The organism is Labilibaculum sp. K2S, assembly GCF_030372765.1.
Taxonomy (GTDB): domain Bacteria; phylum Bacteroidota; class Bacteroidia; order Bacteroidales; family Marinifilaceae; genus Labilibaculum.
In genome coordinates this window covers 14,852-28,033 of record NZ_JAUCMW010000014.1, presented here as the reverse complement: position 1 = coordinate 28,033, position 13,182 = coordinate 14,852, and the positions used below count along the sequence as shown (strand labels likewise).

The following is a 13,182-nucleotide window of genomic DNA, read 5'->3' as shown; positions in this document are numbered from 1 at the left end:
AACAAAATTGATTTCTTGTGAAAGCATTTCAAATTCATATAAGTATGATACATTTTGATTGAAAAATTGTATTTTCGCATGTAATCTGCTCAAATATGGATGAACATCTGATTAAATATATCGGGTAGAATTCTTTAATTTCATTTCAAATGGCATACAAAGAAAAAGGTACAAAACGAAGACTTCGCTCCTCTTACATAACTTCTGTAATTAGTATTTCATTGGTTCTATTCATGTTAGGACTAATGGGCTTACTCATTTTAAATGCCAATCAGATTTCCAATTATGTGAAAGAAAATATTGGAGTCACAGTGGTTTTAAAAGACAATATCAAAGAAGTTGAAATTCGTCGTTTGCAAAAAATATTGGATGCCAGTGATTATGTGAAAGCTACCAAATATGTAGATAAAGAAACTGCCGCCAAAGAATTCGAAAAAGAGTTAGGCGAAGATTTTATCTCATTTTTAGGCTACAACCCACTTCGTGCTTCTATAGATGTTAAATTATATGCCGGGTACGCAAATACAGATAGTATTGCGGTAATTGAAAAGCATTTATTAAAACAATCACAGGTTCAGGAGGTTGATTATCAAAAATCATTGGTGCATTTGGTAAACGAAAATGTGAAAAGAATCAGCTTAATCATATTAGCTTTTAGTGGTTTACTTTTTACGATATCATTTACTCTAATCAATAATACCATACGGTTATCCATTTACTCTCAGCGATTTATAATCAACACCATGCAATTGGTTGGTGCTACCAGAGGGTTTATCCGCCGACCGTTTATGGCTAAAACCTTACTGCATGGAGTCATAGGAGCTTTAATCGCCAACGCAATGCTTTCGGGTGTTATTTATCTGTCTCAAAAAGAATTAAGTCAGGTAATCAATTTTAGTAATGTTGAAATGATTGGTATCTTGTTCTTACTGATCTTATTAATCGGCCTTTTCATTACCTGGATATCAACCTTATTTGCTGTAAACAAATACTTAAGACTTGAGTCACGCTCCTTGTATTAGAATGGCCGTTCATGTGTTAAAAAATTATAACACGAAACACTTCAGGAACTTTAGGCACGTTTAACTCTAGGCACTTTAATTAGTTTATTGTAAATTTGGCATCTAATTGTCAAAACAGACAAAATTTGAGAACATGAACAAACAAGATAAAAAACTGGATTTTGCTCTTTCAAAAGAAAACTACAAACTTATTGTTGTTGGGTTTGTTATCATCATAGTAGGATTCTTACTGATGATGGGCGGTGGATCGGATGATCCGAATGTATTTGATAAAAGTATCTTTAGTTTTCGAAGAATTACTTTAGCTCCAATGGTGGTATTGTTTGGTTTCGCTTTTGAAATTTACGCCATTATGAAAAAGCCAAAAGAACAATAAATATCTCCTTTTATGTATTTTTTCGGTTAACTAGCCGAAAATTTTTCTTTTAAATCGTATGAACTGGATTGAAGCCTTACTTTTAGGTTTACTGCAAGGATTAACTGAATTCTTGCCGGTAAGCAGCAGTGGTCATTTAGAAATTGGCAAAGCCTTATTAGGCATTCATGCCGAAGATAATTTAGTATTTACAGTGGTTGTGCATGGAGCAACAGTTTTAAGTACCATTATTGTATTTCGAAAAGATATTCTTGAACTTCTAAAAGGTCTTTTTAGTTTTCAGTGGAATGAATCGACACAATATATTGCTAAAATTGCTATCTCTATGATTCCAATCGGAATTGTTGGCGTATTTTTTAAAGATCAGGTAGAAGAAATTTTCAATACAGATAAAATTTTGTTGATAGTAGGCTTTATGCTTCTGGTAACAGCTGCATTTCTTGCATTCACTTACTATGCAAAACAAAAAGAAAAGGAAATTTCATTCAAGGATGCTTTTATTATAGGTATTGCTCAAACAGTTGCTATCCTTCCAGGAATTTCGAGATCGGGAGCAACCATCGCAACCGGACTTCTTCTAAAAAACAAGAAAGCTGAAGTAGCCAAATTCTCGTTTTTAATGGTTTTGGTTCCTATTATCGGTGAAAACATATTAAGTGTTTTTAAAGGAACATATACTTCACAAGGATCGGTAGAATTAATGCCATTACTAGTCGGTTTTATTGGCGCTTTCCTTTCCGGATTACTGGCTTGCAGCTGGATGATTAAATTGGTGAAGAGAGGGAAATTAATCTATTTTGCAATTTATTGCCTGATTATCGGACTAATTGCTATTTTTGCAGCCTAATTATAAAAAAGGGCATTCCCGTTAAATCCGATTCTAAATGATTCAATTTGAAACCGATAATGATTTTCAAGAAGGCGCTTTACTTCTGTTTAATAAGCCTTACGAATGGACTTCATTCGATTTAGTAAACAAGATAAAGCATAAAATCAAGCATCAATTTCATTACAAAAAAGTAAAAGTCGGACATGCAGGAACACTTGATCCTTTAGCCACAGGCTTGTTGATTGTTTGCGTAGGGAAATACACAAAAAAAATAGACAGTTACCAATCGCAGGTTAAAGAATACATTGCCACACTTAAATTAGGCGAGACCACTCCTTCTTTTGATTTGGAGACAGAAATTGATCAGACTTACCCTACACAACACATCACTAAAGATCTGATAGATGAAACCTTAAAAAGTTTTATTGGCGAAATACAACAAAGACCACCTGACTATTCAGCAGTAAAAGTAAACGGAAAAAGAGCTTACGAATATGCCAGAAAAGGACAGGAAATTGAGATAAAAAAGAAAACGCTGGCAATCGATGAAATAGAAGTTCTTGAATTTGAAAAGGACATCTTAAAAATCAGAGTTGTTTGCAGTAAAGGAACGTACATTAGAGCGCTTGCCCGGGATATTGGTGACAAATTGAATAGCGGGGCTCACTTAACTGCATTGGAAAGAACTAGAATCGGAGATTTTCATATCAACGATGCCCTTGAAATTGAAGATTTTATAAAATTCTTAGAAAATTTATAACTATCTTGCGGTCTTTTCGTAAAAAAGGAAGTTTTACTATAGCCTATCAACAAAAATCCAATATAAAAGTCATTCAGCATTATGAAGTTATCGAAGTTTAAGTACAAATTACCAACCGAACTTATTGCTTTACATCCGGCCTACAATAGAGATGAATCTCGCTTATTGGTGCTTCACAAAGATACAGGTAAAATCGAGCATAAAATCTTCAAAGATCTTATTGATTATTTTGACAATGAAGATGTTATGGTTTTTAATAACACCAAAGTTTTCCCTGCCCGATTATCTGGGAACAAAGAAAAAACAGGAGCCGAAATTGAGGTATTCTTGTTACGTGAATTAAATCGCGAGCAAAGATTATGGGATGTATTAGTTGATCCTGCCCGTAAAATAAGAATTGGTAACAAATTGTATTTTGGCGATGATGATCTTTTGGTTGCTGAAGTAATTGACAATACAACTTCAAGAGGAAGAACTCTGCGTTTTTTATTTGATGGACCGTATGAAGAATTTAAAGAAGCATTATATAGCCTGGGTGAAACCCCTCTTCCACGATCAATTATTGATCAGCGAAAGGTTGAACCGGAAGATGCTGATCGTTACCAGACAATTTTCGCAAAACACGAAGGAGCTGTTGCTGCACCTACCGCAGGGATGCACTTTAGCCGTGAGCTAATGAAGCGTTTAGAAATTAAAGGAGTTGATTTTGCAGAGGTTACTTTGCATATTGGTTTGGGCAACTTCAGAACTGTAGATGTTGAAGATTTAACCAAACACAAAATGGATTCGGAACAAATCGAAATTAACGATTTGGCCGTAAAAAAGGTAAACAGTGGTAAGAAAAAGAAGAAAAATATTTGTGCTGTTGGTACAACTGTTGTTCGTACTTTAGAGACCTCAGTATCAACCCAAGGATCATTAAAACCATTCGAAGGGTGGACTAATAAATTTATTTTTCCTCCTTACGATTTTAGTGTTCCTAACAGCATGGTTACCAATTTCCATTTGCCGCTTTCAACTTTACTGATGATGGTTTGTGCATTTGGAGGATACGATAAAGTAATGGCTGCTTATCAGGAAGCAATCAAAGAAAAATATCGTTTTGGAACTTATGGTGATGCAATGTTGATTATCTAATAATCAATATATATCCAAAAAAAAGCTGTTGAAATTGAATTTCAACAGCTTTTTTTTATCTCTAAATACCCGTTTAAGATGCAGATTCAAATTTTTTCCCTGCTTCTTGATCATTAGTCCTCAGAATTAACCATCCAGCTCGAAAATACGTCCAGATAATTCCAATAAGAAAGCATCAATTCTTCAGGCACATTCAGTTCAGGCAAAAGCTTTTGGTAGCATTGCATCCAAACCTGCCGTGCTTCTCTTGTTATTTTAAAATTTGCATGCCTTTTAACCAACATAGGCGCTCCCCTATTCTGATTAAAATACTCCGGTCCGCCTAATACCTGAATAAAAAAATCTGATGAACGAAGTTTTGCCGCTTCAAACTCATCTTTATCCTGAGGAAAAAAAGGACTAAACTTACTTTCTCTCAACATTTCATAATGATCATCGACTAATTTTCGAATCCCATCTTCTCCCAAATACTTTAAAAAATCTTTATTAGGTCTGGTTACCTCGGGTCTCTCTCCAAAGGGGTATTCTTTAATTTTCAATTCCATTGCAAGTCATTATTTAAGCAAAAACTATTTAAAATTATAAATATTCATTGGTTTTATTGCCTTCCCAAATGAAAAAAAAGACCAACCTATCTTATTTATTTTTTCCTTCGCACACAATTCTGTAATTTTAATTATCAATAAGAAAGATCCCCTACCTCTCTAAATTTACCTTATCAAGGTAAAAATCAAGTATCACTTTAAACAACTATTTGCTAAATATCTGCAAATAACAATTCAGTTCTCATGAAAAAAATAATTAACTTTTTTATTGCATTGGTTTTTATAAACACATCGGCCTTCTCACAAGATTGCATCGTCTACATTCCAAGCAATGTTGGCACCGAGCTCCATTATGAGATGAAAAATGCCAAAGGAAAAATTGAAGGCGTGTACACTCAAAAAATGCTATCTGTAAAGGAACGCGGAGGAGAAACAACATTCGAATTGCTGCAAACCTATATGGATCCTAAAGATTCAAACAAAATACTTACACAAGACACAATTAGTTTCCGATGTAGAGACAATGTTTTTTACATCGATATGGAAAAATACCTGAATCAGAAGCAGATGGAAGGCTTTAAAGACATGGAGGCTAAAATTACTACGGATGATCTGATTTATCCTCCCAAATTATATCCTGGACTGGAACTAAACGATGGCTCGATATCGCTTGAAATTGGAGCAGGGATGATGAATATGAACATGACCACCAATATTGTGAATCGAAAAGTTGAAGCTCTTGAAGACGTAACAACTCCTGCCGGCACATTTACGTGCTACAAAGTATCGGAAGATGTGAAAAGTAAAATGGGCTTTGTAAATGTACAACTGCACAATGTTGCCTGGATTGTAAAAGACATTGGAACCATCCGCAGTGAATCCTACAACAAAAAAGGAAAACTGAACAGTACTACCGAATTGATAAAAATTATTCGATAAGATAGATAGAAATTAAAAAGGAGAAAGCCCCAAACAACCTGGCACTTTCTCCTTTTTACTTTTCACTGATCCTTTTTCCTTTTTTACTTGATACTAATTTACTAATTCATAATATTTCTTGGTTTTCCTTGTAACCACAAGCGGATATTTTCCATCACGATATCAACCCGTTTGCTGAACGATTCGTTGGTGGCAAATGCCAAATGAGGTAACATGATTAAGTTGGGAGCTGTAAACAGAATATGTTCCTTATCCAAAGGTGGTTCCTTTTCGTAAACATCAACCGCAGCTCCGGCTATTTCCCCATTTTCCAATGCCTCACAAAGAGCATCACTGTTAACAACCGGCCCGCGGGCTGTATTAATTAAAATGGCTGAAGTCTTCATTTGCTTGAATTCTTCTTTGCCAATAAACCCCTTGGTTTCGTTTGTTAGCGGAACATGAAGCGAAACAACATCCGATTCTTTTAATAAGGTAGCCATATCAACAAATTCAACGCCTTCTACAGTCTTTTTACTTCGGTTGTATGCAATTACCCTGCAGTTAAAAACTTTTGCAATCTCGGCAACCCTAAGGCCAATTGCGCCGACTCCAACAATACCAATAGTCTTCCCATTCAATTCCGTTCCTAAAAAGCCAGCCCGATCTCCTCCAAAGCGAGTGATTGAATCGCCGGAAACAACCTTTCTGTAAACCGATAAAATCATGCCAATAGTTAATTCGGCCACCGATTCAGTTGAAAATCCTGCAGCATTACTCACCAGAATATTTCTCTCCCGGCATGTTTCCATATCGATATGATCAACTCCTGTAAAAGCAACCGAAATCATTGAAAGATTAGGACAAGCATCCAAAAAAGCTTTTGTGATTGGAATATTACTAACAACAACAGCATCGGCACCTTCGGCACGTTTTATTAACTCCAGCTCATTCTCATTCCGATCGGTAAAAAAAATCAATTCGTGCCCAAGCACTGCAAACTCCTGTTTTAACTGTTCGTATTTAAAAGCCGTTATTCCAATTGGTTCCAGTATAGAAAATTTCATCTGTTTATATTTTTTATTTATGGTCAGATGAAACTCCCAAACTACACTCCTTCTCCTGTGTGTAATACTTTTCACATGGTCGTTTCATCCGTTTATAATTTGTTTTTTTAGTTGCTTCAAACCAAATATGATATAATTTGAGTTAAGCAAAGTAAAAAAATCATACATCACTATCAATACAATAGCATCTATTCTACAACATCAATACAAAAGTCTGTTTTGGCGAGTAATAAGTTCGATTAAACGATTTTAATTTACAATCTCAGGTATTTTTTCCAACTTGTAGCAATAACAAGCAATTATTCCAGCCCATGACAATCAATCATTCAGCACTTTATAATAAAATCCAAAATCAATTCATTACCACCTGGGAGAATTGTCCGGAGTATTTTCCTGCAACAGGAAAACGATTTTCCTATTTAGAAAAACGAATATGGGAATCAAAATTCGATCGCTTTATAAAGTTTGTGCAAAGTGAAGCTAATTATAAACAACCCAACAAAATAGAAATACTGCAAAAATCACAAATGTTTTTCAAAGAAGCTTTATCGTACTCCTCCGATCAACTTGAACTCATTTTTTCTGATGAGATGCTCAATGCCACGAAAGATTTCATTCAAAAAGCATGGCTTTTCGATCCGGAATTGGGGAATACTGAAATTTTTCAAGCATTACGAAATGTGTGGATTATGCTTGGCCTGCAATCATTTTTCGGAAAAGAAATCAAAATTACACCTTCGCTTTTGGCCTATAGCCTTTTGTATCCTTACACCGACAATTTAATTGATGATGCAGGCATTGAAAAAGAAGAAAAAATCAATTTTTGCCAACGATTTGCTTTGCGGTTGGAAGGGGAATCTGTAAAATCAGAATCCAGCTCGGAACAGCAAATTTACGATTTAGTAGCCATGATAGAATCGGAGTTCAATCGGGAAAATTACCCTGAAGTGTATCATAGTCTGCTTGCCATTCACAATGCCCAAACCCAAAGTCTTGCGTTGGTAAGCAACAAACCTCTGCTTTCTGAAGAAGAAACCTTCAAAATTTGTATCAACAAAGGAGCCAGCTCGGTAATTGCTGATGGTTATTTGGTGCTAGGCAATTTAGACGAAAAGCAATTGCATTTTTTATATGAATACGGCGCTTTTCTTCAGATTTTAGATGACTTGCAGGATGCCCGACAAGATTATCTGGATGGAGTTATGACCTGCTTTTCAAGAAAGTTACCTTACGGAAATTTGGATAAATTACTTTGTAAAACTTACTTTTTAGGCAAAACATTTCAGCAAAGTGTAACCAATTTATATCCTGATGAAATATCTTTTCGAGGATTGATTCAAAAGAGTTTTGGATTGTTGTTCCTGATCTCAATATTCGAAAACCAGGAAGATTTCAGCGACGATTTTATTCAGAAAATAGAAAAGCATGCTCCTTTCCGTTTTTCCTTTCTTCACAAACGAAAAACAGATCTGGAACCTTTTCGGGATTTAATGCTGCTAAAAATTGATGAATACCGATTAAGCGAGTGCAAAGCATAATAAAAAAAGACTTTCCATTTCGAAAAGCCTGTTTATTCTTTAGCAGGTACTAATTTATAATATCTCTTCGTCTGAATTCTCCAATTTAACCTCTTCCAGAATAACATCCTCTGCCGTAAGTAAGGGAGAAGCTTCCAAATCTTCTATTTCGAGCATATTAACCAATACATCCAACGACTTACCGATCTGTTCCAATTCTTCATCGGATATTTTCTTTAATTTTACTGCCAACCTTTGCTGCAGCAAATCAGGAGCTTCCTGTAAAAGATTATCACCCGTAGAGGTTAGTGCAATCAAAGTTGTTCTTCGGTCTCCAATTTTAGGCAATCGCGCCAGCATTCCCTTCCTTTCCAAACGACTTATTATACCTGTAACTGTGCTGGAATTAAGATTCAACTGATCTCTAATTGATTTCTGAGTCGCCTGATAGTTAGGAGAATTTTTAAGACATTCCAAACATAGTATTTGCGGAATACTTACTCCGTGATCCTTTTGGATTTTCTTTGATTCTAAATTAATAGATCGAATAATCCTCCTAATTTTAACAATAATATTCTTATAATCCATTCATTGTAAATCTAATCGACAGAACTCATTTTCAGGGCAAAAATAACTAATTTGCATTTAATGCAAGCCTATTGATGCAGGTATCTCTAATAATAATAAACCGCACTTTAAACTCACAAAATAATGGCGCAGGAATTAGGAAAACCTTATAGCACACAGGCTTTTTTGTTCGCGACAGTCTTCACCCTTTTTTCAATATATCTTGAGTTTAGAATCCTGAGTATTCCCATATAATCCATGTCAAACTCAATCAAATCACCCACTTTGTATTTATTTTTATTATCGGACAGATCAATTACAATCATATCGGAACTTGCTCCTGATACTTTTAAACTCTTATCAATCAATTCAAGATGACTCACCTCAACATCAAGCAATCCTAAATCAACTATTGCCCGGTACGAAGTTTCTCCAATGTTCGTTTCATCAATTTCATAACTGTCACCTTCTAAGTTTGTCCCAAATTCGCCCATGGGTACAGTTGGCTTTTCAATCAATTCAATTATTTCTGAGTACAGGCGAAATACATCAGCATGCATTTTTTTTAATTTTGTATTGTTGTAAACATCTGTTCCCAAAAATAAGGTTTCCCCCACCCTAAAATGATTGATTCCTTTCGGTAGTAAATTTTGAAAAATAAGTGGTATAGTAACAGAGGAACCTCCAGAAACATAAGGGATTTGTTTATTGAATTTTGCTTCAATTAACTGTTCGTATAAACTTAACTGAATTAATTTATCGTGATTTGGTAAAACCCCGTACAAACAAGACAGATTCGCACCAATTCCAATCACCTGAATATTATCCAGCCTAAAAACACTTTCATAAAAGGCGATAAAATGTTCGCCTAAAACTCCTTCGCGAAGTTCGCCCAACTCAATCATTATTATGATTTTGTGAGTTTTTTTCTGTTTTTTAGCTTCTTCTGATAAAAGCTTAATGGTCTCAAACTCTGTATTCACACTAATATCAGCATACTTAACTACACTCGAAATAGAGCGTTTTGCCGGAGGTTTAATATAAATGGTTTCTATATTAGGTTTGATCGATTTGATCATTTTTAAGTTGGAAACCCGGGAATCGCATATCTGAGTAAAGTCAAATTTTAATAATTCAGTTAAAAATTCCTTATTTCCGCACATCATTTTCGACACAATTGACCATTCAATTCCATTTTCTTTAAAAAGAGAATCGAGATAATCAAAGTTTGATTTTAATTTCTTAATATCTAAAGTTACAAAAGCCATTATTTCTATGTTTTATTTGAGTACTCTACGAGTTATACTTTCTGATAAATGTGCCAATATTTCATAATTCAGCTCATCACTAATTTCACTAAAAGCGCTCACCTTTATTTCTAATTTGCCCTGTTTGCCAATCAAAACAACTTTATCTCCAACTTCCACATTTTTAAGATGAGTCACATCAATTATAATCATATTCATGTTTACAACACCAATCACACTGCATTGATGACCACGAATGAGAACACGGCCTTTATTACTCAATGAACGACTATAGCCAAAAGAATATCCAACAGGAACCAATGCTGTTGTAATCTTGGATTGAGCAAGGTATGAAATTCCATATCCTACGAATTCACCACGTTTAATTTCTTTAACAGCCATAATCTGACTTTGCCATCCAAGTATTCTTTTTAGCGGATCTGCCATATCATCCTGGTTATTAATGTACTGAACAAACACTTCGGTACTCGACCAAAAACCATAAAGCATAATTCCAATTCTTACCAAATCCATTCTTGTTTCAGGATAAACAAAACTTGCGGCAGAATTAGCAACATGTTTATACTTTGGTTTCAAATTATTTACATCCAATTCGCCTGCCATTTCCTGATACTTTTGCAACTGATTCTGTATTCTGAAATGATTCGAAACACTTTCGGCTCCAGCTAGATGCGTACAGAACCCTGTTAGCTCGATATGGTCAATATTTTCTTTGATAACAGCAATTGCAGCATTCAATTCAGTCCCATTTAGTCCTGAACGATTCATTCCAGTTTCAGTTTCGAGATGAATTTTTGCTTGTAAACCAAGTTCTTTGGCAAATTTCACAGCCAACTGCAAGCGCTCAATATTGAATACAAAGAATTCTATTTCTTTTTCGATTGCATCTCTGATATCCTTTTCGCTCAACCAACCCATAACCATTATTGAAGATGATTTGGAAAGGCAATTGTAAACGCGAATGGCTTCGCTGTAATCGAACACCGAATAATGATCAATGCCATATTTCTCGAATACGGGAACAATTTGTTCGATCCCATGTCCATAGGCATTGGCTTTCACCACAGCTGATATTTTTACTGTATCGCCAAGTTTCGATCGTAGAAAAGAAATGTTATTTTTAATTGATTTTTCACTTAGTGATATTGTTGAATTATCAATCATGACTGAAAGTACTTTTGTAAATCGTATAAAAAAGATTTATTCCTGTTTCAATGACATCATCAGGAAAATCGAAATCGGGATTATGAAGTTGAGGCTGCTCAGTTCCTGAGCCCAATCCAAAATAACAGGCATTGAATTTTTCCGTATAGTAGCCAAAGTCTTCCGACCACTTATAGGGCATTTTAATATGCTCTACATCCAAACCAATCTGCTTTGAGGCTTGTTCTACAATGCCAACACAAACATCATTGTTCATTGTTGCCGGGAATACTTCGGTATAGCTTATTTCACAAGCCAGTCTTTCCGATTTCGCAACGTCCTTTACTATTTTCTCGCACAAAGAAGTAAGCAATATTAAATCTTCATTTTCAAAAGCACGCAATGTAATTCTCATTTCGGCATAACCTGGAGAAGTACCAAAAGATATTTCACCCAATTGAATGTGGATGATGGTTAGTAAAATAAAATCGCTAAACAGGGTTTTATCTGACCTCAAATCATGCAGTTTGCTGATTATTTGAGAAATTGCACCAGCAGGACTAATGCCATCCTGAGGTTCGGCCGCATGAGATGTTTTTCCGGTAAGTTGAACAGTCATGCCTTTTGATCCGGAAGCAAAACTTCCATTTTTAAGAACTATTCTATTTTTCTTAACTCCAGGGATATTGTGCAGCGCAAAGAGATAATCGGGTTCGTTGTTTTTGAAATTCACATTTTCCAATACATCACATGCACCCTGCTCCACCTCTTCGGCTGGCTGAAAAAGTAAAATTACTTTTCCTTTGGTTGGACGATCGTTTGCTATTTCACGAGCCAAACCCACTATTATAGCCATGTGTCCATCGTGTCCGCATACATGCGATACTCCCTTATTTACAGAAGTATATTCAAGTCCTGAAATTTCCTGAATAGGAAGAGCATCCAACTCGCATCTAAACATCAGGGTTTCTCCTTGTTCAGCACCTTTGAAAACAAACAATACCCCTTTATCTCCAAGTCTGATCACCTCATCGGGCTTGTACTCATCGATGAAGTTTATGATACGGTCGGTAGTCTGATATTCGCAATTTGAAACTTCGGGATATTTATGTAATTCTCTTCGAAGTGCAATTATTTTCTTGTTCATGTACCAGATATTATAGAATGTTGTTCAATTAAAAATATCAATTGCATGAATAGGCATGCCTTTACTTTTTCAATCGCATTTCTACATACTTGCTGCTAAAACCTATTTTTTCATATAAAAACCGGGCTGGGTTTTCCGGCTCAACATGCAAAGCAATATCACCTTTGCTAATTTTAACCGCCTCATTCATTAAGCCTTTACCAAGACCTTTTCCTCTTTGAAATTCATGTACAGCTATATACACCAAAATATTCTCAGGAATATAACCTTCCATTCCGGTTCTATTAACCACCACAGCACCAACTATTTCTTCATTGTTTCTGGCCACTAAAACAAAGCCTCCTGCTACCGGCTCATCTTTAACTGCATAAATAATTGCCTTTTCAATATCTTCCTTAGCATCGCCGTACTCGCCTAAATGCTTATACAAAAAGCTTACGACAGCTTCTCTTTCTATACCATCAGGTTTAGCAATTGAGGTGTATGTCTTGTAATTAATCATAAAAATTGTATTTATATTAAATTCACATTTATTGTTAGAATAGAGACAATTACTATAATTAGGCATACTGTCTTTAAGTTATAAAGCCTAAAACATTATTAAATGAAAGCAATAGTCCTTAATTGTTTCTACACAACAAAAGTACTCTAATAAATACAAAAACACAAATAAGCAAAAAATCCCGCCAAACAAACACACGCAACACACTCATATACTGATATAAAATATAATTTTACAAAAATGTGCATTTCTTCAATTTTGTAAATTAATTGGATCTCACATACATTTGTTGCACAGAACCTATTCAGGCATTTTAAACAATTTTCATAAACATGTAATTCAATGAAGCTTCATCTATAAAACCCAGCTAATTAAATCCTTTCA

General features: G+C 35.0%; 14 protein-coding genes. 7 read left to right on the top strand and 7 right to left on the bottom strand.

Going from position 1 to position 13,182, the window contains the following annotated elements; genetic code table 11:
* Positions 1-149: 149 nt before the first annotated feature.
* From QUH73_RS14750 to queA, 5 genes are all read left to right on the top strand, one after another.
* Complete coding sequence (locus QUH73_RS14750) at positions 150-1,022, top strand: cell division protein FtsX (protein ID WP_289531207.1); 873 nt, start codon at positions 150-152, stop codon at positions 1,020-1,022.
* A gap of 133 nt (positions 1,023-1,155) precedes the next feature.
* Positions 1,156-1,398, top strand: coding sequence for a DUF3098 domain-containing protein (locus QUH73_RS14745; RefSeq protein ID WP_289531206.1), 243 nt, complete (start codon positions 1,156-1,158; stop codon positions 1,396-1,398).
* Between the two features lie 58 nt (positions 1,399-1,456).
* Positions 1,457-2,245 carry an undecaprenyl-diphosphate phosphatase gene (locus tag QUH73_RS14740; RefSeq protein ID WP_289531205.1) on the top strand — a complete coding sequence of 263 codons (789 nt, stop codon included), beginning with the start codon at positions 1,457-1,459 and terminating at the stop codon, positions 2,243-2,245.
* A 37-nt stretch (positions 2,246-2,282) separates the two neighbouring features.
* Positions 2,283-2,987, top strand: a complete 705-nt coding sequence (gene truB, locus QUH73_RS14735; protein ID WP_289531204.1) for a tRNA pseudouridine(55) synthase TruB — start codon at positions 2,283-2,285, stop codon at positions 2,985-2,987.
* An 81-nt stretch (positions 2,988-3,068) separates the two neighbouring features.
* A complete protein-coding gene (queA, locus tag QUH73_RS14730) occupies positions 3,069-4,124 on the top strand; it encodes a tRNA preQ1(34) S-adenosylmethionine ribosyltransferase-isomerase QueA (protein ID WP_289531203.1) in 1,056 nt (351 codons plus the stop codon).
* Positions 4,125-4,237: 113 nt separating this feature from the next.
* Here the strand turns inward: queA and QUH73_RS14725 are convergent, their stop codons facing one another.
* Entirely contained in the window at positions 4,238-4,669 is a 432-nt protein-coding gene (locus QUH73_RS14725; protein ID WP_289531201.1) for a globin domain-containing protein, read from the bottom strand.
* Positions 4,670-4,912: 243 nt separating this feature from the next.
* Here QUH73_RS14725 and QUH73_RS14720 point away from each other — a divergent pair, with 243 nt between their 5' ends.
* Positions 4,913-5,608 carry a TapB family protein gene (locus QUH73_RS14720; RefSeq protein ID WP_289531200.1) on the top strand — a complete coding sequence of 232 codons (696 nt, stop codon included), beginning with the start codon at positions 4,913-4,915 and terminating at the stop codon, positions 5,606-5,608.
* Between the two features lie 101 nt (positions 5,609-5,709).
* On the opposite strand, the gene QUH73_RS14715 is transcribed toward QUH73_RS14720, so the two are convergent.
* The gene (locus tag QUH73_RS14715) at positions 5,710-6,654 is read right to left on the bottom strand and encodes an NAD(P)-dependent oxidoreductase (protein WP_289531199.1); all 945 of its coding nucleotides are present in this window, start codon (positions 6,652-6,654) and stop codon (positions 5,710-5,712) included.
* A gap of 311 nt (positions 6,655-6,965) precedes the next feature.
* On the opposite strand from QUH73_RS14715, the gene QUH73_RS14710 reads away from it, so the two are divergent.
* Entirely contained in the window at positions 6,966-8,192 is a 1,227-nt protein-coding gene (locus QUH73_RS14710) for a class 1 isoprenoid biosynthesis enzyme (RefSeq protein WP_289531198.1), read from the top strand.
* A gap of 54 nt (positions 8,193-8,246) precedes the next feature.
* Here QUH73_RS14710 and QUH73_RS14705 read toward each other — a convergent pair whose 3' ends face one another.
* The 5 genes from QUH73_RS14705 to QUH73_RS14685 all read right to left on the bottom strand — a co-directional run bounded on the left by QUH73_RS14705 (position 8,247) and on the right by QUH73_RS14685 (position 12,798).
* Positions 8,247-8,759, bottom strand: coding sequence for a MarR family winged helix-turn-helix transcriptional regulator (locus tag QUH73_RS14705; protein ID WP_289531197.1), 513 nt, complete (start codon positions 8,757-8,759; stop codon positions 8,247-8,249).
* Positions 8,760-8,905: 146 nt separating this feature from the next.
* A complete protein-coding gene (locus QUH73_RS14700) occupies positions 8,906-10,006 on the bottom strand; it encodes an alanine racemase (RefSeq protein WP_289531196.1) in 1,101 nt (366 codons plus the stop codon).
* 12 nt (positions 10,007-10,018) lie between these two features.
* Complete coding sequence (gene alr, locus QUH73_RS14695; RefSeq protein WP_289531195.1) at positions 10,019-11,170, bottom strand: alanine racemase; 1,152 nt, start codon at positions 11,168-11,170, stop codon at positions 10,019-10,021.
* Positions 11,163-12,296: an amidohydrolase gene (locus tag QUH73_RS14690; RefSeq protein WP_289531194.1), complete on the bottom strand. Its 1,134-nt coding sequence runs from the start codon at positions 12,294-12,296 to the stop codon at positions 11,163-11,165. Before QUH73_RS14690 ends, alr begins: the two co-directional genes overlap by 8 nt.
* Before the next feature lie 61 nt (positions 12,297-12,357).
* Entirely contained in the window at positions 12,358-12,798 is a 441-nt protein-coding gene (locus QUH73_RS14685; protein WP_289531193.1) for a GNAT family N-acetyltransferase, read from the bottom strand.
* Positions 12,799-13,182 lie beyond the last annotated feature (384 nt).